Origin of the sequence: Noviherbaspirillum saxi, from assembly GCF_003591035.1 — a bacterium.
Classification (GTDB): Bacteria; Pseudomonadota; Gammaproteobacteria; order Burkholderiales; family Burkholderiaceae_D; genus Noviherbaspirillum; species Noviherbaspirillum saxi.
The window spans coordinates 2,184,583-2,206,779 of record NZ_QYUO01000001.1; the positions used below are offsets into that span (position 1 = coordinate 2,184,583).

General features: G+C 56.4%; 19 protein-coding genes. 2 read left to right on the plus strand and 17 right to left on the minus strand.

Going from position 1 to position 22,197, the window contains the following annotated elements; genetic code table 11:
- Positions 1-123: 123 nt before the first annotated feature.
- From D3871_RS10195 to D3871_RS10245, 11 genes are all read right to left on the minus strand, one after another.
- Positions 124-621: an MSHA biogenesis protein MshP gene (locus D3871_RS10195; protein ID WP_119768787.1), complete on the minus strand. Its 498-nt coding sequence runs from the start codon at positions 619-621 to the stop codon at positions 124-126.
- Positions 618-1,556 carry a type II secretion system protein gene (locus tag D3871_RS10200; protein ID WP_119768788.1) on the minus strand — a complete coding sequence of 313 codons (939 nt, stop codon included), beginning with the start codon at positions 1,554-1,556 and terminating at the stop codon, positions 618-620. The genes D3871_RS10195 and D3871_RS10200 overlap by 4 nt, the downstream gene beginning before the upstream one ends.
- A 2-nt stretch (positions 1,557-1,558) precedes the next feature.
- Positions 1,559-2,065 carry a prepilin-type N-terminal cleavage/methylation domain-containing protein gene (locus D3871_RS10205; protein ID WP_119768789.1) on the minus strand — a complete coding sequence of 169 codons (507 nt, stop codon included), beginning with the start codon at positions 2,063-2,065 and terminating at the stop codon, positions 1,559-1,561.
- Entirely contained in the window at positions 2,055-2,570 is a 516-nt protein-coding gene (locus tag D3871_RS10210; protein WP_233575569.1) for a pilus assembly FimT family protein, read from the minus strand. Before D3871_RS10210 ends, D3871_RS10205 begins: the two co-directional genes overlap by 11 nt.
- Positions 2,570-5,968 (minus strand): DUF11 domain-containing protein, encoded by a 3,399-nt coding sequence (locus D3871_RS10215; protein WP_119768790.1) that lies wholly within the window; start codon positions 5,966-5,968, stop codon positions 2,570-2,572. Before D3871_RS10215 ends, D3871_RS10210 begins: the two co-directional genes overlap by 1 nt.
- 218 nt (positions 5,969-6,186) lie before the next feature.
- Positions 6,187-6,594 (minus strand): type II secretion system protein, encoded by a 408-nt coding sequence (locus D3871_RS31305; RefSeq protein WP_119768791.1) that lies wholly within the window; start codon positions 6,592-6,594, stop codon positions 6,187-6,189.
- Between the two features lie 146 nt (positions 6,595-6,740).
- On the minus strand, positions 6,741-7,358 hold the full coding sequence (locus tag D3871_RS10225; protein ID WP_119768792.1) for a hypothetical protein: 618 nt from the start codon (positions 7,356-7,358) through the stop codon (positions 6,741-6,743).
- Positions 7,359-7,374: 16 nt separating this feature from the next.
- Positions 7,375-7,932 (minus strand): pilus assembly FimT family protein, encoded by a 558-nt coding sequence (locus D3871_RS10230; RefSeq protein ID WP_119768793.1) that lies wholly within the window; start codon positions 7,930-7,932, stop codon positions 7,375-7,377.
- A 69-nt stretch (positions 7,933-8,001) separates the two neighbouring features.
- The gene (locus tag D3871_RS10235; RefSeq protein ID WP_119768794.1) at positions 8,002-9,231 is read right to left on the minus strand and encodes a type II secretion system F family protein; all 1,230 of its coding nucleotides are present in this window, start codon (positions 9,229-9,231) and stop codon (positions 8,002-8,004) included.
- 1 nt (position 9,232) lies between these two features.
- On the minus strand, positions 9,233-10,939 hold the full coding sequence (locus D3871_RS10240; protein WP_119768795.1) for a GspE/PulE family protein: 1,707 nt from the start codon (positions 10,937-10,939) through the stop codon (positions 9,233-9,235).
- A gap of 112 nt (positions 10,940-11,051) precedes the next feature.
- Positions 11,052-12,293, minus strand: coding sequence for a cystathionine gamma-synthase family protein (locus D3871_RS10245; protein ID WP_119768796.1), 1,242 nt, complete (start codon positions 12,291-12,293; stop codon positions 11,052-11,054).
- Positions 12,294-12,773: 480 nt separating this feature from the next.
- Here D3871_RS10245 and D3871_RS10250 point away from each other — a divergent pair, with 480 nt between their 5' ends.
- Positions 12,774-14,519, plus strand: coding sequence for an EAL domain-containing protein (locus D3871_RS10250; protein ID WP_119768797.1), 1,746 nt, complete (start codon positions 12,774-12,776; stop codon positions 14,517-14,519).
- A gap of 18 nt (positions 14,520-14,537) precedes the next feature.
- Positions 14,538-15,710: a hypothetical protein gene (locus tag D3871_RS10255; RefSeq protein ID WP_147376771.1), complete on the plus strand. Its 1,173-nt coding sequence runs from the start codon at positions 14,538-14,540 to the stop codon at positions 15,708-15,710.
- Between the two features lie 266 nt (positions 15,711-15,976).
- On the opposite strand, the gene purF is transcribed toward D3871_RS10255, so the two are convergent.
- The 6 genes from purF to trpA form a co-directional block, all read right to left on the minus strand.
- Complete coding sequence (purF, locus tag D3871_RS10260; RefSeq protein ID WP_119768799.1) at positions 15,977-17,494, minus strand: amidophosphoribosyltransferase; 1,518 nt, start codon at positions 17,492-17,494, stop codon at positions 15,977-15,979.
- Positions 17,495-17,518: 24 nt separating this feature from the next.
- Positions 17,519-18,007: a CvpA family protein gene (locus tag D3871_RS10265; protein WP_119768800.1), complete on the minus strand. Its 489-nt coding sequence runs from the start codon at positions 18,005-18,007 to the stop codon at positions 17,519-17,521.
- A 12-nt stretch (positions 18,008-18,019) separates the two neighbouring features.
- On the minus strand, positions 18,020-18,970 hold the full coding sequence (locus tag D3871_RS10270; RefSeq protein WP_119768801.1) for an SPOR domain-containing protein: 951 nt from the start codon (positions 18,968-18,970) through the stop codon (positions 18,020-18,022).
- 59 nt (positions 18,971-19,029) lie between these two features.
- Positions 19,030-20,334, minus strand: a complete 1,305-nt coding sequence (gene folC / locus D3871_RS10275; RefSeq protein ID WP_199724752.1) for a bifunctional tetrahydrofolate synthase/dihydrofolate synthase — start codon at positions 20,332-20,334, stop codon at positions 19,030-19,032.
- 77 nt (positions 20,335-20,411) lie between these two features.
- Entirely contained in the window at positions 20,412-21,284 is an 873-nt protein-coding gene (accD, locus tag D3871_RS10280; protein ID WP_119768803.1) for an acetyl-CoA carboxylase, carboxyltransferase subunit beta, read from the minus strand.
- Between the two features lie 100 nt (positions 21,285-21,384).
- Positions 21,385-22,188 (minus strand): tryptophan synthase subunit alpha, encoded by an 804-nt coding sequence (gene trpA / locus D3871_RS10285; RefSeq protein WP_119768804.1) that lies wholly within the window; start codon positions 22,186-22,188, stop codon positions 21,385-21,387.
- Between the last annotated feature and the right edge of the window lie 9 nt (positions 22,189-22,197).

Genomic DNA, 22,197 nt, shown 5'->3' on the forward strand with positions numbered 1-22,197 from the left:
ATGCTGACGACGTATGGGTGAGAAACCACCCGAACTTATGGGAATAAGCCCTTGCTGTCAATCAATTTCCCTATGGCGACCACCAAACCAACAGACTTGTTTTAAACTCTTTCCATATAGAAATCAAGGGGGGCAATCGGTTGCCAGTGTGCCTACTGGACAAAAGGCAATTACCTGCCGCGCGCGTTCGACATAGCCCGCTGTCGTGGCCACATTATCATCGGGACAGATCGCAGAATTACATGCCACTGCTTCAATCCGATAGCCGCGTACCGTCTGTGGCGCTCCGTTCGCGTCTTCCCCTTCAACATAATTGGGCGTTGCCGCACATCGCACGGTAACCCGGAAGCCATTTACCGCAGTCAGGTTCAAGGTTTGCGCAGCGCTATTGCAACCGGCAGCAGTCCGCCAGATTCCCCCTGGCTGAAATATCTGAAACAGTCCCCAATCCGTGCCCGCTTTCGCCGCCTGCCAAGCGCGGGCCGATTCAATGTCCTGCGCCGATCCAAGCTGCTGCGCCGTGCCGAACTTGACAATTGCGCCGGCAAAAACGGCGAGAATGACAAGCACCACGATGGCAGCGATAGCGCCGAAGCCTTTTTGCGTTATCTGTTTTGTCATGGCACGTTGTCCACATGAGCCCCGAACGACAACGATAGGGTTTCATTGCTTTCGCTCAGGTCCAATTGCATCCAGACGAACCCGCGCTGCTGCGTGCTGCCAATACTAGGGCTATAAACAAAATTGCAGCTTCTGACATTCCTGGTCACGACAGCCGCACCCGCTGCCGCTGGACATGACGCGGGATATGCCGGCGCAAATGGCCGACTGAGCTGATACAGGGTGCCCTTTCCGTTGCCCTGGGCATCAACGGTGCCGTCCGCACCGTCGCAGATATAAAACACCGCTGGCGCACCGCCATTATTGGCAACGATGCTGAATCTTCCACCCGCATAGCCAAGCGGGAATTGTTGGGCACCGAATGTGAGCCGCTGCTGTCCGAACGCAGCGTTCGGCGCATTGGCGATCGCTGTAATGGCGGTCCGATTTGTGCCTGCATAAACGTCATTCGGGTTCTGATTGCCAACCACAACCCAGTCGCCGACAGCAGGCAGAGTGGGCATCGGCGACAGTACGTCGAAACCGGTCGATGACTGCGAGGTGTCGAGCGGCGCGCTGCAGGTAGCGGATGTACAGGTAGCAGCGTCGCTCACGACGTCCGATGCCATCCGATAACGTCCTCCGGTAAGCGTAGGCAGCAGTTCAAAGCACTGATTACCGGGACTGCGGATCGAATTCGGCACCGCAATGCGGATATCCCGGGCCATGCGCCGCAGCGCCGTGTCGGCATGGTCGGTCAGTCCTGCCCGGCGCCGCGCATCGAAATAACTGTTCGTCGCCGGAATAAAGAAAACCATCAGTCCGGCGGCGACAACACCGGTAAGAGCGATAACGAGTACCAGTTCGACCAGGGTGAAACCGGGAACGCCGACGCACGAGGCCTTCGCCCCTCTTCCATGCACATCCGCCTTCTTGAATATCGGAACAGTATTCATGCTTAGTTCGGCAACCCTGCCGCATAATTGGTGCGCCAACCCACGAGTTCCAGGGATTCGGCGCCGTGAGTCACCGTCACCGTGATCTGCAACACGTTGCCGCCAGCAATACTTCCGCTGCCCGCGACGGTATTTAAACCGCCGGCCGGATTCACCGCGACCGCGACGTTATAAGCCGCCAGGTCGGGAATCGGCGTGCCGGCCGTATCGCAGAAGCCACTGGCCGTTTGCATGCCGTGATAGTCGCGGATGTCATTGAATGTTCCTCGATCGGGGCATGCTCCCGGCGTAATGGATGGTGCCGGCGCGGTCGCTGCAAAGCTCTGCAAGGTAATTTCTTCCATCATGCCTTCGGCGATCGCCAGCATTTGCTTGCGGATCATCGGGTCGGCGCTGCTCTTTACCACGGTCGTAAAAGCACTCAGGACACCGGCGATGCCAACGCCAAGAATGACGATGGCCATGATCAGCTCGATCATCGTCATGCCGTCCTGTCTTTTAATTGACATAACCGGTTGCCCCCACCACCGTGATAGCTGCAAGGCCTGTGATGCCGATCGTGTAATCCGTAGTGACTCCGCTGTTCGACGTCACCAAGCCGGAAGGCTGGAAATAGATCTGGCCCGTGCCAAACGAAATCAGATTGCCCGAACTCCTGGCATAAGCAGCCTGTCCGTCAGGCGCATTCAGGGTCGTTGCCGTACAACTCGTGGCCGGATTGGTCGATGCAATACGCAAGGTAATGCTGTCGGCCGCAACGTCCGCGCAGACCAGTCTGCGGTGGCTGACTGCGGATTTTTGCGCATAACGCAAGGCCGCTACCGCTTCATCACGAAACGCCGTTGCCTTGAAATCATCGGTGTTCGACAGGCGCGGCAAGGCGACCACCGCGAGAATGCCGATCAACACCATGATCATCACCAGCTCGACGAGGGTGAATCCGGTTGAGCGATAGGCCGGCCTCCGGTAAACCGGACCCGGTTTTGGGCGGCCCGACAGGATGGAGCCGGTCATCAGTACAGTTCCCGGATATGGACGGCTCTTTGCGTCTCTGGCGTATAGACGCCAAAGCTTGCGCTCGCCGCCGGGTCGTTTTGAAAAGTGGTGCCCGGAGCCCATCTGCCTTTGAGATAACCCTGGTTCCCTGGCGTTGCTGCACAAGCAACCCCTGGAGCCGGGTCGTTGCCTAAGTCAACGCAGACATCAACAGTGCCGGCCCTGACCGTGCCGGGCTTGGTCAATGAAAGCTGCCCCAGCCCCCCGGTGATCTGGACAGCCCCTCCCAGCGTGACCGGCCATGCCGCCATGGCATTGCCCCTGCCATCCCGGTAATTTGCCGCGCGCAATGCACCCGCAGCAATGAGTGTGCAATTGTCGTCTTTGTTGAGTATCCAGGACTTTCCGCTCCAATATTGTGCCTGTACCGGCATATTGATGTTTGCCTGTCCTTGTGCGGACGCGCTGAACAGCACCAGCCGACCGAAGCGGAGATTATTGGTGCCCAGCGAGACCCGATTCCCGTTCAGGTTCAGGTCGGCCGGTTTGACCGTGATGCCATCGGTATCACGCGGCACAATACCCATAGTCAGGGTCGCGAACGGGCCATCCTGCGCAGCCGCGGTTCTGGCAAATCTCGCATTTGCGTTGATCGTATTAGCGCCATTGACCCACCCGCTACCCGCCGCCGCGGTCACCGCGATGCGGGAGGAAAGGTCGCTTGGATCCTGATAAGCGCCAAGGCCAAAGCTGCCGTCTGCCCCTGTAGATGTAGACGCCCATTGCGCCGCGAATCTGGCATTCCGGTCAGCCACCGACATGGAAGCCCACTTTGTATCGTTGGGATCAAACAGATTGAGAAAGGCGTAGCTGTTGCGGTAGTTCTGCATCGCGACACCGCTTGCATTGCGTGCAGCGAGCGTAAAGCCCAGGCTGAAAATTTCGTCCATGTAAGTGAATGTCGAGTCGGGCGAACATCCTGGCCGGCGAATGATGTTCGGCGCCGTCACCGTGAAATGATCCGGCGTGATGCGTCCTACCACATCGCTGAGAATCGGCACGTTCAACCCTGCTGCACCCAGATAATTCGTCACCGCATACGTCCCGCCACCTTCCGTGCCGCCAATTTTAAAGTTGCCGACTTCGCTGTAACTGATCGCATTCGTCAGTGTCGCCGTTCCGGTTGCCAAAGTAGCTGTCGTTGGCGAAAGCGTACCCAGTGTGTAGGCAGTCGTATCCGTGGGAGCATTCACCGGAGGGGCGAGCACGGACGCCAGACTGACTACGCCTGCGTTGTTGGTCGTCCCATTAAAACGGGCAGTCAGTCCCGGATTAGCCGTCGTGATAGTGCTGGCGGTGGCATTTGCATCCGGTATGCCGTTGCCGCGTTGCGCGCCTGAACCATCGGTTTCCGTATCGGCGCTTGCGACCCAGCGCCATGCGCTTAGGGTGCCACTGAATGATGCACCGGCTTTGGCAAGGGCGGCGGTTCCTGCAGGGTTGGCTGTCGATCCGGCCATGAATCCGCTTGCCGTAATGACGAAAGGACGCACGGTGAAATTGGAGGATGTCCCCGTGACGGTATTGGTTCCGCTTGGTATTCCGCTCACACTAAGACGTAACGCATATTGTCCGACATCGGTTGAGCATAGATAAAAGGTGGCCCGACCTGCGGAAAAGTTCAGCGTGATCGGCGTGCCGCCGGTCGTCAATGGCGCCACCACGGAACCAGGACAGGAGGCTGAGCTGGTATTGATCGTAGGCCCTGTTGCTCCGGCAGGATGATTCAATCCGGGGATGTAATAAATCGTTCCACTGTATTGCCCTGTCGTCGTCGCGGTGCTGCCGCAGGTAGAGACGTTTGCCCTTACGGCATGCGGCCTGCCCGCGACCGCGCCATAGTTTGGAGTCAATATATCGACATCGGTGAGCGTCAATCCGGTCGAACCGGCTGTAAATGTGATATTGCCCGACGAGCCTTGCATCACATTCGGTGATGCGTACACCGCATCGACTGCCGATACCGTGAACGTCTCGGCCACGGTATCGGCCAGATACAAGGTTATCGAACCGTTTGTCAATGTCACCGTATTGCCGGACAGGCGTACGCCGGCACTGTTGTACCACCTTGGGCTCGGTGTCGACGCAGTCAGGGTAACCGTGCCGTTGTAATTGGTTAAAGGCGTACCGGTGCCGTTGGCGGCACTCATTGCGGTGATCGTGACCTGAGGTCCCAGCAGCGCGGGCGTACAGGTCGTCGACGTCGCTGGACTGACGCTGATGGCAAAACTCGGCGTATTCGGAGACCCGATCGTGACATTGGCAAAATCCGTCTGGCTGTCGGTCAGCCCCGCCGTCGTCTGCGCTGTATTGACATAGGTGTGCCCCTCCGGCGCATCCGCCGGAACCTGCATCTTGATATTCAGCTTGGATATCGTCCCGGCCGCGACAGTGGCGGGAGACCAATTCACCGAGGTGACGCTACTGGTCAAGCCGGTATTGGGATCCGTCGCTGTGTAGGTTCCGGTAGTGACGGGAGGGTCGGACGCATTGGACGACGTCGATGAAATATAGGTCAATATCGGCGGCAGAAAGTCGGTGATCTGGACTCCCGCCATCGAGGTGCTGCTCGTATTGGCAAGATTGAGTGTAAAGGTGACCGTAGTGCCCGGCGTCGGTGTAGCGTTATCCACCGTCTTGGTGAAGTTGGCATTGTTGCTCACACACTGCGTATACGTCGTTCCCGAGCCGGTATTACTGGTCAAGTCCCATGTGGATCCGCCGTCCGGATCGCGCGCCATATCCTTGTTACCGTAATTTTTCAACACCAGCATGTTGAACTGCTTGGGCGTGGAGCCAGATGTTCCCGCCTGCGAAGTCAGTGACGTTGCCAGCGCAGGACAACCCGTCGAGGCATTGGCAAGCCCTGGAAACCAACTGCTTGCCGCCGCACCCGGCCAGGGATCGGGTGGTGAAGAATTATCGAAAACAAAGGCATCGACATAGGCGCCGGCCTCATCTTTAAGAAGCACGAGCGCGTTCTGCTGACGCAATCCGCCCGGAACGTTCGTTGTCAGCCAGGTTTTGTTACTGACAGTGCAGGCAGTGGACGTGGAGCTGGTGAGCGGATAAGTGGTCTTTGTATTGGCGCCGGTATAGACGTCAATGCTCCAGTTTTGCCAGCTTGCCGGGAAGGCGTTACTGGTGGAGTAGACTTCGAGGAAGTTCGGCGGTGCGCTTCCGCCAGAGCCGAAGAAGTATTCGTTGAACCAGGCTTTTTGGGGGGAGCGCCAGCTTGAGCAGGCTGCGTGGGCGGAGCTGCTGATAACTACAGATATTAGCAGTACCAGCAAAATCCATACGCGTAATACGCCGTAGAGAAAGCGCCTGACAAATAGCGTCCAATTGAGATTCATAAGGCTAGATGTCGTACGCTAAGAATTCTCAAATTAACGAAAAAGTTCAAATAGGACTACATTCCAGTGTCGGGAATATTCTGGCCAATTTCGGACGCTTTGGACTGGGCGTCGAATTTACTCCGTGCCACATATGCAAAGCCCGCCGAAGCGGGCTTTGGAGACGCCATTCTAGTTAGACCATATCGTCTACCGTCATTACGTATTGACTATTGCTATTACGATGCCACATGGTGACCAACAAAAGTAGCGCTTCCACCATCAGTACTGGTTACCGTACAAGTAGCAGTACCATCAGTAGCTGGCGGTCCAGCGGTCGGGGCTGCAATTGCTGCAGTAGTAATTGTAAAACCAGTAGGAAGCGCTCCTCCCTCGAGCAGAGCACTGATACCCTGACAGGTACTAATAGGAACTTTTTTGGACGAACCTGCTGAGGCTGCCGCTTTATTGATGGCAGAAGCAGCACCCAATGCTCCAGCGACGCCATTAGCTGCCGCCGTTGATGCTTCGGATTTAAGATCGACGAACTTTGGCAATGCCGTCGCCGCCAAAATACCAAGAATGACAATCACCATCACCAATTCAATGAGGGTGAAGCCGGATTGCTGATTTTGCTTTGTTTTCATTTGCTTTTCCTTCAATCAGTACGAGGCCGCAACCTCATCAAATAGAGCCGCAGCTCAAGACGGGAGAAGTTCCCATCGGAAAGATGGTTGCAGTTTTTTTGAGCACTGTCAATTAAGCTTGTCGCCTCACTGTAGTTTTTATCCGTTTAGAGTCTCAAATCGCTTAACAGCAACACCATTCCCAATCGTATACAGACATACAATCCGCTGCTTATAAGAATTACCGCCGAAATCTTTCTTTGATGAAAGACATACTCATCAATAAATGTATAAAAACCGTCGCGCCACTTAAAGCGCTTAAGGAGATTCTCTAGGGAAATAGATTTATTAACGGCACCTTCTAGTTCACGCAATATACTCGGCTTGAAGGCAATCACTGTTCCGATGAACGCACTCATCACTGCCGTAATCACAAAAAATACCGAGACGGCATCGACAAGACCAAACGCATCGGCGGCGGCCAATTGATCTATCTTCATTCTTCCCGGGCGCAGCAGGAACACGTTCAACACATACAGGGATCCGAAAAGAATCACTGTCCCGGCAATGCGATGATGCCGGTAAATCCATTTCTCAAGCCAGCCCGGCTTACCGATCGATTTTGTCATTCGACTGGTGTCGATCCGGCGACTCCAGTAGCGATTGAATTTTTCCGTTTGAACCGGCGCAAGCAGCAGCCCTATACCAAGCAGCACCGCGACGACGCTGCCGCCCCAAATCAAGAGCAGGGTCGAGCGCCAGACAATATCGTTAAACAGGTCCATATGGGATGGCATCGTTTTACCTGATCTCCCATTTGTAGGGTTGTACTTCGCGAAACGCGACGCCGCCAAGGTCGTTGGACTTATTGTCGGTCTCTCCCGGTAAAGGAGTGTTGTAAACCAATGCCGTTTTAAAGCGGATGCGTTTGCCGTTATCCGAAGAGACGAAATGGCTGCCTCGCTGCACCAGATAGACTGCCTGCCGGGCTCTCAGATCGTAGTACCAGCTTCCGGTCGGTATGTCACCCGTCACATCGTAGAATTCGCCCGCATAGTTCTTCTGCTGTTCGTTCAGCAAGCTGAACGGATTAATGTCGAGCAGTTTGACCGCATCTTCGCTGCGCCCTCTTGCTATCAACGCCGCCATCCGGATATTGAGCGCGCTTCGGATCGAACCGACGGTTTGCTCCATGGCTGCTTTTTCCGCGTGTTCCTGATAGTCCACGAAGCGTTCCGCCATCTTCCCTGCAAACAGGGACACGACGAGGATGGAAAGAACCAGTTCGAAAAGGGTAAAGCCCAGAGCGCGCGCTCTGTAACGGACAGCCACCGTTGCTTTCCCTTTTTCAGTTTGCATCGAATCTCAGCAATAAACGCGTTCGCGAAAAAACATATTATTTTGCCAAAATATTTAGTGCGCACGCACTTATTTATTCAAGGCTGCCTTGCCCAGGTCCCAGATCGGCAGGAAGATGCCCAGCGCCAGAACCAGCATCAGTATGCCGAGGCCGATCAACAGGATAGGCTCGATCTTCGCGCTCAGGGTTTTTACTTCGTAGTCGACCTCGCGTTCGTACATGGCGGCGATTTCTTCCATCAATTCGTCGATTTCGCCGGTCTCTTCGCCGACCGCGATCATTTGAAGAACGATAGGGGTAAAGACGCCGGTCGTCGTTGCCGTTCGAAGCACGCTTTCGCCGCGTTCAACGCCATCGCGCATCTGCTCGATCCGTCCGGCGATGTAGGCATTGTCGACCACCTGCGACACGACGCTCAAGCTCTGCACGATGGGAACGCCACTGCGCGAGGCAAGCGCAAAACTGCGCGCAAATCGCGCCAGTGTGCCCTTATGGATGATGACGCCGGCCAGCGGAATGCGCAGCTTGAGCCTGTCCCATTTGAATCGTCCTCCCGGCGTGCCGATATACAGCTTGAATCCGATTGCCGCTGCCGTTATCAAGGCAAGAAGGAACGGCCATTGATTGACCATGAAATTCGAACTGCCGATCAGGATCTTGGTCATGATCGGCAGCTCCGCCTTGAAGCCGGCATATACGCGTGAAAAAGCCGGTATGACGAATATGTTAACGACCACGATCGCAATGACCAGGGCAATGACGACAAATGTGGGATATCGCGTGGCCGATCGAATCCGTTCGCGCATGTCGCGCTCGAATTCCATGTGATTGAACAGCCGCAGGAAGATTTCGTCGAGCCGCCCCGTCATCTCCCCTACCCTCACCATGCTGACGTAATAAGAGCTGAAGATATCGGTATGTCTTCGCATGGAAGCCGACAGCTCCCGGCCGGAATCGAGGCTTTCCCGCAGGTCCTTGAGCACCTTGGCAAAGGTCTTGTTGATCGCCGATTCCTGCAGCCCGGCCAGCCCGCGGAAGATGGGCACGCCGGATTTCAGCAGGGTGTACATCTGCCGGCTGAACAGTTGTACATCGATAGGACGAATCTTCGGCTCTAAAAGCTTTGCAAGTACATTGTTTTCGGCGTTCGATGCGGGTTTTCTGGTGACGACAATCTCGACCGGCGTAACGCCGGTATTGAGCAGTTGCTCAGCGACGACATTGCTGTCGACGCTTTCGAGCACGCCCTTGAGCAGCTCCCCCCTGGAATTGCGTGCTTTATAGGCGAAATACGGCACGTCAATCCTCGAACTGGTTGCTGACGCGCATCGCTTCCGAGACGGTAGTGCGGCCCGCAACGACCAGTGCGACCGCATGCCGGCGCAGGGTTTCGCCCCCCATGGCGGCCTGCGCCACCTTCATGAACTGTGCGGGATCTTCGTGGCCCGCCGCGTCGGCGACGGCTTCGGTCATTTCGAGCATTTCATAGACCCCGGTACGTCCCCGATATCCGGTGCCGTTGCAATGAGAGCAGCCGCGCCCGTGCAGATATTTTCGTGCGGCGACCGTATCTCCGAGTTCGAATTTCAACCATTCGGCTTCGTTGGGCTTGAGCTCATAGGGCGTCGCACAGCTTTCGCAGACCACGCGCACCAGGCGTTGCGCCAGCACCGCCTGAAGCGAGGTCGACACCATGTAGCGCGGCACACCCATATCCAGCAAGCGCACTGGCGTGCTGACAGCGTCATTGGTATGCAATGTCGACAGCACCAGGTGGCCGGTCAGTGCTGCACGCATGCCGATCTGTGCGGTTTCCTGGTCGCGCATCTCGCCGACGAGAATGACGTCAGGATCCTGCCGCAATGCCGAGCGGAGCACGCGTGCGAAGCTAAGTTCGATTTTTTCGTTGACCTGCACCTGATTGATGCCGGGAAGACGGTATTCGACCGGATCTTCAACGGTGATCAGTTTTCTTTCCGGCGAGTTGAGTTCCGCGAGAGCGCCATATAGCGTCGTGGTCTTGCCGCTGCCGGTGGGCCCTGTTACCAGGACCAGGCCATTGGGCCGCTCCAGGATGGCGCGCAGCTTCTTGACCATGTTGGGCGGCATGCCGATGGAATCGAGCTTGAGCGTTCCGCTTCCCTGGTTGAGCAAACGCATGACGATGGATTCGCCAAATTGCGTCGGCATCGTGGAGATACGCACATCGATCGGATGCTGCCTGACCTTGACCGCAAATCGCCCGTCTTGCGGCAATCGTTTTTCCGAGATGTCGAGATCGGACATCAGCTTCAGGCGCAGGGCCAATGATGCCGCGATCTTGATATCGGCTTCCGTCTGCAGATGCAGGACGCCGTCGATCCGGAAGCGGATCTGCAGTCTTTCCGCCTGCGGCTCGATATGAATGTCGGAAGCGCGTACCTGAGCGGCATCGTCGAACACCGACTGCAGCAGCTTGACGACCGGCGCCTCTTCGGCCCCCGTCGTTGCACCGGCGAGCGCGCCGAAATCCACATAACTGTCACCGAGTTCCTGTTCCAGTTCGCGGGCAAGATCGGTGATTTCGTCCGTACGGCGATAGATGCGGTCGACCACCTGCAGCAGTTCGCCTTCATTGACCACCGCAAGCTCGATATTGCGCTTGACAGAACGCGCGATCTCGTCGTACGCGAACAGATCGGTCGGATCGGCCATACCGATCACGAGCGAACTGCCCCTGTCTTCCAGCGCTATGGCCCGAAAACGGCGCGCCTGTGTCTCTGGCAGCAGGCGTACGATTTCGGAGCGGACGTTGAAGAACTTGAGATTGATGTAAGGGATGTTGAGCTGCTTGGCGAGTGCACCGGAGATCTGTTCTTCGCTGACAAAGCCGTTCTCGATGAAAACACGTCCGAGTTTGCGTCCAGTCCGCTTTTGCTCACCTAGTGAAAACTGCAGCTGCTCTTCAGAGAGCAGCTTTTGCTGCACCAGAATTTCACCAAGGCGGACCTTTTCCGGCCGTGCCATACGCGCTCCTTGCTGTGGACTATCACACGCGTATTTTAGCCAGAATCCAGTTTCTGTAGTGAATTGTTTTTATTGGGAATTTTGCCAATTAAGGCTTTACCATCCCGGTCCGTTACCGATTCAGCGCGGCCTGGAAATCATCGACCAGATCGTCGGTATCCTCGATGCCTACCGAGACGCGGATCAGTGATTCGGCAATGCCCATCTCGGCGCGACGCTCCGCTCCCATTTCGTAAAAGATAGTGTGCGCTACCGGAATAACCAATGTCCGGGTGTCGCCCAGATTGCTTGCCGGTATGGCAAGCTTGAGCCGGTTCAGATAATCGAAGCAGTCTATATCCTCGCGCAACTCGAAACTGACGAGGCTGCCATAAGCCGAAAACAGTTCGGAGGCGATCGCATGCTGCGGATGCGATGCAAGGCCCGGATAGTGGACGGCTGCAACCCGGTCGTCCGCTTCCAGCATGCGCGCAAGCGCCATGGCGGTTGCGCATTCGCGCTCCAGGCGCAGCGCCATGGTTTCGGCGCCGACCGCGATATGGTGCGCGGCTTCCGGTCCAAGGCTGCCGCCGAAGTCGCGCAGGCTCTTCGCGCGAATCTGGGCCATGCCCCATTGCGCGGGAACGAAGCGCTTGTAGTTGTCAAAAATATTCGGAAACCTGGTCCAGTCGTACAGGCCGGTATCGGTCAAGCTGCCCCCGAGCGCATGGCCGTGACCGCCGATGGACTTGGTCAAGGCATTGACCACAAGTCCTGCACCAACCATCTTCGGGCGGAACAGGTAAGGCGAGGTCATCGTGTTATCGACCACATACAGGATGCCACGGTCGCGGCAGAGCTGGCCTATGCGCTTGAGGTCGGCGATCTGGGTACGGGGATTGGCGATCGTTTCAACGAAGACTATGCGGGTCGCCGGGGTAAGCGCGGCTTCGACATTCTTGACATCGGTAGCGTCGACCATCGAGACCTTGATGCCCTGCCCGTTCACCGTCTGCCACAGGCTATTGGTATTACCGAACAGAAAGGATGACGACACCACATGGTCTCCCTCTCTGAGCAAACCTTGCGTCACGGCGCCAATCGCGGCCATTCCGGTGGAAAAACAGATGGTCGCGAGACCCTGTTCCATCTTCGTCACCTTGTCTTCGAGCGCCGACACGGTCGGGTTGCCCTGCCTGCCATAGCGATAACCCGGTTGTTTGCCCTGAAACACTTCGGCCAGCTGACGGGCATCGCGATAGCCGAAAGTCACGGAGGTGTGAATAGGTTTATGCAGTGAACCATGCTCGATCGGCTTCTGCCGGTCGCTGTGGAGAATGGTCGTGGTGAATCCGTATTTTTTTGTATCAGTCATGGCAATAAAAAACCCGTTTGGCCTGCGCTAAACGGGTTGTAGAAATCCTGGACCGGTTTAGCAGAATTTGTTGTGGGACTTGTACCCTGGCGCCCGCAATCAGCAGCAAATCGGCGCAAGCCATCATCCTAGCTTAAAACAGCGTGAACGCAAAATAACAAGTTCGCCTAGCGATCGGTTCGGTAGGCGACACCAAAAGTCGTAAATATTTTTGCATTATTTTGCACCTCCGGAATCCTAATCAGATCAAGTGCTGAACCCCTCAGTCCTGGGTTATACCTGAGTCAAAAGTCCACAAGGCTACTTGAAGGACAATTGAGATTCACAAGCCGGTTCGGAGCGCAAGGATTCTCCTCGCTGAAGGCAATCCGGCAAACCTGAAATCGACGGTCTATCGCTCGAAGGCGTTTGACCACGCAAGGTGGTGTGCTGGCGACAACCGGCATCGTACCGGGATCCGGAAAAACAACAGGAGTCTGGATGGCGACCATACTGATCGTTGACGACCATGTCCTTAATCGACAATTTCTTATGGTTTTGCTTGGGCACGGCGGCCACCGTCTGCTGGAAGCAGCAAATGGCGCAGACGGGCTCGCACTGGCCCGCGAACAGCGCCCCGATCTGGTCATTGCCGACATCCTGATGCCCAACATGGACGGATACGAGTTCGTCACCAGGCTGCGCGGGCTGCCGTCGTTTTCCGCGACCCCTGTGATCTTTTATACCGCTGCCTATCACGAACGCGAAGCCAGCATCATGGCGCTGGCCTGCGGCGTGCGCTGGATACTGCCCAAGCCGTCCGCCCCGGAACTGATCCTGAAGACCGTGCATGAAGCGCTTGGTCAGCCAAACCATGCGATAAGGAAGACGCCAGCACCCGCCGCAATACCCGAATCGGCAACACGCTCCGGGCTGGATGGACAATTAAGCGGATATCTTGATGAACTCGAGAGCAGCAGTCAATTCGTCTCCGAGTATGCGGAAAAACAGGAAAGCATAGGTAACGATGTAGAAGATTTGCAGCAGGTGGTCCAGCGGCTGTCAAATGCGCTATCAAGCCTGCAGGCAGTGAGCCTGCGACTGACCGCTCTGATCGAGCTTGGCATCGAACTGACGGGGGAGCGCGAACCGCAAAAGCTTCTGGCAAGCAGCTGCCGTGTAGTGCAGGATATTTGTGTGGCCCGCTATTCTGCGATCGGCATCCTTTCCGACGACGGGAAGCACATACACCACTATGTAACTCGCGGCATGGATGAGGCAACGGTAGCGCAACTGCTCCGCCCCCGGCTCGATGCCGGTGTACTTGGCGAAGTGCTGATCGCCGCGACCATCTTTCCGGATGACGCGGAGGACATTCAGTCCCTGCTGCGCAACGCCGATGCCGCCATGTACCGCGCCAAGGAAGAACATGGCAACGCTTTCCAGTTCTACTCACGAGAGATGAGCGAGCACGCACTGGAGCGCGCGGAACTGGAAAGCGCTTTGCGCCGTGCGCTTGAGCGCAAGGAGTTCGAGCTGTTTTACCAGCCCAAGGTCGACACCAGGTCGGGCCGCATCATCGGCGCGGAAGCCTTGATCCGCTGGCATCATCCCGAACGCGGCATGGTGTCGCCGACACGCTTCATTCCCATGGCGGAAGAAATCGGCCTGATCGTTCCGATCGGCGAATGGGTAATCAATACCGCATGCGCGCAGAACAAGGCCTGGCAGGACGCAGGGCTGCCACCGATCAGCGTGTCCGTCAATCTGTCGGCGCGTCAGTTCAACCAGGACGATCTGGTCGACTCTATCGCCAGTGCGCTTGAGTCTTGGGGCCTCGATGCAAAACACTTGCAGCTTAAACTGACCGAGAGCATGGTCATGAACAGCGCCGAACTCTTCATTACCAAGCTGCAGGAACTGGAAGACCTGGGTGTTCAACTTTCCCTTGATGATTTTGGCACCGGGTATTCAAGCCTGAGTTATCTGAAGCGTTTTCCACTGCACCAATTGAAGATCGACCAGTCCTTCGTGCGGGATATCGTCACCGATGCGGATGATGCGGCGATTACCAGCACCGTGACCTCGTTAGGCCATAGTCTGAACCTGAAGGTGATTGCCGAAGGCGTAGAGACCGAAGAACAGGTTGCTTTCCTGCGCGAACATCAATGCGATGAAATGCAGGGCTACTTCTTCAGCAAACCCTTGCCAGCGCGGGATTTTGCGTCGCTGTTGAGAAAACATTGAGCTCGGTTCAAGAGCGCGATGGCAAGCGATAACGAAAAAAGCCGCTCACGAAATGCCGGTGGGCTTGCACACCGGAATATGAGAACGAATTTCAACAACCTGCCACGGAACTGCTTTAAGAATTCAAGCCACTCACAAGGTGCAGGCGGGAAGAAATCCTTGCCCCCGACTCAATCTAGAACGCCTTACCATTCTTTAACAGGGATTGCAATTATGACAGGCTCGATACATCCACCAGAGGGAGTTGTCGGAAGCGATGACTGGACCGCCATTGATTCGAAGACCGGAAAGAAACTAACGGACGAGGAAGCCTCGAAACTTACTGACGCAGAGGTCGACTGGCTTAAGAATGATGGCGTCCAATGGACCTATGACTCTAAGAATAAGGAATATATAGAGTTCAAAAACAAAAACCCAGACGGCTCGGGGGGCGTTGACAAGAGCTATAAGACTAAGGTTTATGACCCCGACCATCCAGATTCGGTGGACGGCTGGAGAGACGACGAAACTACAACAAGTGTCGATAATGACAACGACAGCCATGATCCGACGAACACAAATACAGCAACGCCATTTGGAATTTTCAATCCTGATGGCACGACGCAAGGGTGGGACGCCTATGTAGACGGCCAGAAGATAACGCCGGAAGCCGCCTCGAAGCTTGCCCCCGAGACAGTCACGTGGAAGAACGCCAGCGATCCTAATAACACTATAAGTTGGGATCCGGAGAAAAAAGTATGGGTGCAGAATAAAGGATCCGATACTTTATACTACGACCCTCGGCACAAGACTAACTCTGACAATTACAGCGGCGAAAAGTCCGGCTGGAACGATAAAAATTACTACGAGAAGTACCAAGCCGGGACAGCAACACCAATTGGAGTTTACACACTGGATGGCTCGAATACGCAAGGGTGGACTCCGCTTGGGGACCACGGGACACCACTAGACCTTAATGTCGCCAAAACTCGCGATCCGGAAAAAGTCAAGTGGACAGCCACCGGCGCGAACGGGGTTATGACTATAGAATGGAATTTGGAGAAAAAAGTATGGGAGAAGACTGGCGACGGACCAGAGACTCTGTACTATGATCCTCGGGTCGACCCTGGCCATCCAGACCATGAGAGTTACAGTGGTGATGAGTCCGGCTGGAACAATAAAGAGTATTACGAAAAGTACCAAAACAACTAAGAACAAAAGGGCCACGTCCCACCAGCTGCCAAACAATACTGTTTCATATTTCTCAATGCCCGATGGCCTCAAACGTCATTGGGCATTTTTACATGGCGGCACGCCCTTATGGCATGCGGCCTGAGACAACATATGCATTGCAAATGATTGTTGACGCGAGCTATTGTTGCCACTGGCGTCGGGGGCGGGTGCCTGCGGTGATAAAAAAGCCCGCCGGCGAAACACGCCGACGGGCTTGCATGCAGTTTTCCGGACTTAGTACGAGCTTAATCCACCCGCGCCAGATTCAGGTTCAGTTGCGAACGCACCGCATCTTCCAGTTCAGGCTTCGGATTGTTACGCACGAACTCGATACGATCGAGGTAGTCGCGCGAGATATCGCCAGTCACATAGATGCCGTCGAAGCAGGAAGCCTCGAAGTTCTTGAGCGCCGGATTGATGTCCGAGATCGAGCGCTTCAGCGATTCGACATCCTGGTAGACGAGGGCATCGGCGGTAATTTCGCGGCATACCTCTTCTTCGGTGCGGCCATAGGCGATCAGTTCGTTCCGCGTCGGCATGTCGATACCATAGACATTCGGGAACATCACCGGCGGCGCAGCTGAAGCAAAGATCACCCGCTTGGCGCCGGAGTCGCGTGCCATTTGCACGATCTCGCGGCTGGTCGTTCCGCGCACGATGGAATCGTCGACCAGCAGAACGCTCTTGCCCTTGAACTCGCTGCTGATCGCATTGAGCTTCTGGCGCACGGACTTCCTGCGCAATCCCTGCCCCGGCATGATGAAGGTTCGTCCGATGTAGCGGTTCTTGATGAAGCCTTCGCGATAATCCAGATTGAGCTTGAGCGCGAGTTCCATCGCGGCTGGCCGCGACGAATCGGGAATCGGCATCACAACGTCGATATCGCCGGACGAGAACTGGCGCCTGATCTTTTCGGCCAGGTATTCACCCATCTTCAGCCGCGATGCATAGACGGATGCACCGTCAATCACCGAATCAGGACGTGCGAGGTAGACGAATTCAAATGCGCAGGGATTGAGCACCGGATTTTCCGCGCATTGCTGGTTGTACAGCTTGCCGTCGAGGTCGATGAAAATCGCCTCGCCCGGGAGCACATCACGCAGGAAGCGGAAGCCCAGGCCTTCCAGCGCAACCGATTCGCTGGCGACAATATACTCGGGGCCTTTTTCGGTATCGTTGAAGCCGATGCACAGGGGGCGAATGCCGTAAGGATCGCGGAATGCGAGCAAACCGTAGCCGGCGATCTGGGCGACCACCGCATAGGACCCGCGCACGCGGGTATGCAGTACGGATACCGCCTTGAACAAGGCCGAAGGATCGAGCGAGTAACCGCTGGTCGCCTGTTGGATTTCGTGTGCGAGCACATTCAGCAAGACTTCCGAATCGGAATCGGTGTTGACGTGCCGGCGATCGTTCTTGAACATCTCGATCTTGAGCTGTTCCCAGTTCGTCAGGTTGCCGTTGTGCGCAAGGATGATGCCGAAAGGCGCATTGACGTAAAACGGTTGCGCCTCTTCTTCGCTGGACGACCCGGCCGTCGGATAGCGGACCTGACCGATACCCGCATTGCCGGGCAGCGAACGCATGTTGCGAGTGCGGAATACATCGCGTACCAGACCGTTGGCCTTGTACATCGAAAACGTATTGCCGTGATTGGTTGCAATACCCGCGGCATCCTGACCGCGATGCTGCAGCAGCAACAGCGCATCATAGATCAACTGATTAACCGGGCCATGAGATACAACGCCAACAATGCCACACATGGTGGACTCCTCAACTAGAACAATTCAAAAGCTTACATGCCGGGCCATGTCGCCCGGCAGGAAAGGCTTGACGGTACGCGCCGCTGTCTCTGCCAGCGGGCTGAACAAGGCCTCTTTCCAGAACGGCTGCTGCGGTATCGCAGTCATGCCGCACAGCAAAACAAAGGCAAGGACGATCACCACGCCCCGCGCCAAACCGAATAGTCCGCCCAGGCCGCGATCGGCAAGCGTCAACCCACTGGCCTTGATCACCGCATCGATCGCCAAGGTTAACAATGCCATCAACAGCCTCACGCCGATGAACAGCGCAATAAATGCCACAATCAGACGCGTGGTGTTGCCAGGGATCACGTCCGGAAGCAAGACGGCAAGTTCTTCGCCATAGGCATTGGCGATGACAAACGCCACAATCCAGCTCAGCAGGGACAATATTTCCTTGACCAAACCGCGCAGGGTGCTAATCACGATCGAGCACACCAGCACGAATATCACCAGGTAATCAAATACGGTCACAGTCGGCAATAATCAAGCCGGCACCAGCGTGCCATTGAGTCCGAGTTTGACTATTTTTGCGCGGATTCTTTCTGCCTCGTCCTTGTTGGCAAAAGGTCCGACACGGATTCGCGTGCGGTCGCCTGTTTCAGTGGTGACTTTTTGCGTAAATGATGGAATACCGGCATCTTTCAGCTTGGTCTGCAACTCATTGACCTTTTCCTTGGTCGCAAGTGCCGCTACCTGGATGACAAATTTTGCGGGTTTTTTTTCAATCAGCGCCGGATCGGTCTTTCCTTCAAGCAGCGCCTTTGCGCGCGCGGCTTCAGCGGCTTTCTCTGCCGTCTTGTCGGCGGTCTTATCGATGGGTTTTTCCGTAGACTTCAATTCGGGTTTGATTGCAGGTTTTATATCGGCCTTGGTGAGAGCCGAAGTGGGTGTGTCCGGCTTGAGCTGCTCGGGTTTTGCCGCGTCGTCGGACTTTGGGCCTTCTTGTACTTTGACGGTGTGAACGGCATCAGGCTTCGGCGATGCGGCATTTGCCTCTGCCGTCGCGGGCGCGGCAGCGGGAGCTGTGGTCGATTCGATCACTTCTTCCTTCGGATCGAGCGACGCGGAGGCGGTGACCTTGGAATCCGTGGCCGCCGCATCGGGGCGGCGTACCGGCGCAGGAGCCGGTTTATCCTTGGATGGAATCTGGATCGCGATATCGTCGGCGACCGGCTGCGGCTCGGAGTCGAGGACCATTGGCAGGCCGATAATCGCGCCGAGCACAAGTGCCACAGCGCCGATGAGGCGACGACGGGCACGTTTTTTTTCAGGTAAAACCGGATCGACCCGTGCTTCGCCCTGTGCGTCCTGCTTGCCGGTGCGACGCTTGCGGCTGCGGACGGCCTTCGACTCTTCCTCGGCGCGCGAATAAAACGCGGTGTCTTCGGAGGTGGATTCCTGCTTGTCTTTACGAAGGAACGATAACAAGCTCATGCGATAAAAGTGAAGTCGGTCGGTGAGTTCAACGGCAGCATTGAAAAAAGATTATCGTTTCAACGCTGTCCTTCGGCTCTTCTCGCCTCCATGACGCCGGCCACGGTGAGGAAGGATCCGAAAACCGCAATTCTATCATTCTCCCCTGCTCTACTTCGTGCATTCTCAAAAGCGGTCGCAGGAGTGTCGAATGTCTCTACCGTACATTCCTTCCCTGCCTCGGTGCATGGCACGATGCCGGCATCGGCCAGCTTTTTCCTGATGTAGTCGGCACTGGCCGCCCTGGGGAGCGGCAGGTCGGTCAGGCACCAATGATCGACCCGGTCCTTGAGGTGCGCGATGATGCCGTCGATGTCCTTGTCCTGCATCGCGCCAAACACCGCATAGGTATAGGGATGAAAACCCATGTTGTCGAGATTTTGCGCCAGGGTCGCAGCGGCATGCGGGTTATGCGCGACGTCCAGCACGATGGCAGGACGGCCCGGCAGCACCTGGAACCGGCCCGGCAGATCCACCAGGGCCAGACCGGTGCGCACTTCCTGGGCACCAACCGGCAGACGGTCGCGCAAGGCTTCCAGCGCGGCCAGCACGGCGGAGGCGTTCAACAACTGGTTCGCTCCGCGTAGCGCGGGATAGCCCAAGGAGTTGCGGCGCTGCGCACGGCCGCCGTAGTTCCACTGCTGCTTGTCGCCCGAATAATTGAAATCATGGCCAAACAACCACAGGTCCGCGCCGATCGCCTTCGCATGATCGATCAGCGATTGCGGCGGGACCGGGTCGCCGCAGATCGCGGTGCGGCCCGGACGGAAAATACCGGCCTTTTCGAAACCGATTTTTTCGCGCGTGTCGCCGAGGTATTCGGTATGGTCGATGTCCACGCTGGTGACAATGGCAACGTCGGCGTCGATCACATTGACCGCGTCGAGGCGGCCGCCGAGACCCACTTCAAGGATGACCGCATCCAGTCCGGATTGCGCGAACAGGCGCATGATGGCCAGCGTGGTGAATTCGAAATATGTCAGCGATACATCGCCGCGCTTTTCTTCGACCGCCGCGAACTGGTTGACCAGCGCGTCGTCGGTCGCCGGCTCGCCATGAACACGCGCGCGCTCGTTGAAATCGATCAGGTGCGGCGAGGTATACACGCCGACGCGATAGCCGGCCTGCATCAGGATCGCTTCGAGCATCGCACAGGTGGAACCCTTGCCGTTGGTGCCGCCGACGATGATGACCGGGCAGTCGAAATGAATGCCGAGCCGGTCTTTCACCTGCGCGACGCGCTCCAGTCCCATGTCGATTGCCTTGGGATGCATGGTTTCGAGCAGGCTGAGCCAGCCGGACAGTGTGGTGGGATGGCTTTGCATGAGAATGTAATGGCGTATGGCTGAAAGTAAAAAGCCCGGACCTTGCTGCAGTCCGGGCTGTCTGGTTCATGCGGCGATCAGGCCAGCACTTCTGCCGGCTGGTTCTGCAGCAGTGCCAGCAGGCGGGCGATTTCTTCACGCATCTTGCGACGGTCGACAATCATGTCGACGGCCCCCTTTTGCACCAGGAATTCGGCGCGCTGGAAACCTTCCGGCAGTTTTTCACGCACAGTGTTTTCAATCACGCGCGGACCTGCAAAACCGATCAGGGCTTTGGGCTCGGCAATCACGACATCGCCCATGAAAGCGAACGAAGCAGATACGCCACCCATGGTCGGATCGGTCAGCACGGAAATGAAAGGCAGCTTTTTCTCGGACAGCTTGGTCAGCATCGATGTCGTTTTTGCCATTTGCATCAACGACAGCAAGCCTTCCTGCATGCGCGCGCCACCGGTTGCGGTGATGCAGATGAAAGGCACCTTCTGCTCCAGCGCGACCTGTGCGCCGCGTACGAATCTTTCGCCGACGACCGAACCCATCGAGCCGCCCATGAATTCGAATTCGAAGCAGGCGACAACGACCGGCAGGGTCATGATGGCACCGCCCATGACGATCAGCGCATCGGTTTCGCCGGTGGCTTCCATCGCGTCCTTCAGGCGATCGGGATATTTCTTGCTGTCCTTGAACTTGAGCGAATCGACGGGCAAGGCTTCCTGGCCGATTTCATAGCGGCCGCCGGCGTCGAGCAGCGCATCGAGTCGCTCCCGCGCGCGGATGCGCATATGGTGATCGCACTTCGGGCAGACATGGATATTGGATTCCAGGTCGGTGCGGTATAGCACGGCTTCGCAGGACGGGCACTTTACCCACAAGCCTTCAGGCACCGATTTGCGGGTTGCGGAATCGGAACGCTGAATCCGCGGGGGAAGCAATTTTTCAAGCCAGCTCATGTGACCTCATCTCGATTTTGTTGCGGCATTGTACCGCTCACCTTGCCTTCCGCCAATATCGGCCGATGGTCTGGTTCTTTCCGGTTCAGTGGCAAATATGTCACTTGATCTCGTCAAGGGCTTGGCGAATACCGGAAATAAACGTCTGCACTACTTCCACAGCGCGTTCGCGCGGCGTATTTTCCAATTCCTGGATAATGCGACTGCCGATGACCACGGCGTCCGATACCGAGCCGATTGCCTTGGCTGTTGCGCCATCGCGAATGCCAAATCCCACCCCCACCGGCACCTTGACGTGCTTCTTGATCGCCGGGATCTTGTCAGCAACGGCACCCAGATCGAGATGCCCTGACCCGGTCACGCCTTTCAAGGAAACGTAATACACATAGCCACTTGCCACTTTGCCAACCTGCTCGATACGCTCGTCGGTCGAGGTCGGGGCCAGCAGGAAGATAGGATCGAGGCCGTTCGTCTTCATCAGCGTGGAAAAGTCTTCGCACTCTTCCGGCGGATAGTCGACGACGAGTACGCCATCGACTCCAGCGGTTTTGGCGGCTTCGACAAATGCCTGTGCTCCCATGCGTTCGATCGGGTTTGCATATCCCATCAGTACCACCGGCGTGCTCTGATTGGTCGTGCGAAATTCCTGCACGAATTGCAATACGTGCCGCATGCCAACGCCATTTGCCAAGGCGCGCTCCGATGCTCTCTGGATAACCGGACCATCTGCCATTGGATCGGAGAACGGGACGCCGAGTTCGATAATGTCGGCGCCGCCGGCAACCAACGCGTGCATCAGTGGAACGGTCAGGTCGGGTGCGGGATCGCCAGCGGTAATGAAAGGAATGAGACCCTTTTTCTTATTCTCGGCAAGCGCGGTCAAGGTATTCTTGATTCTGGACATGGTAGTGGC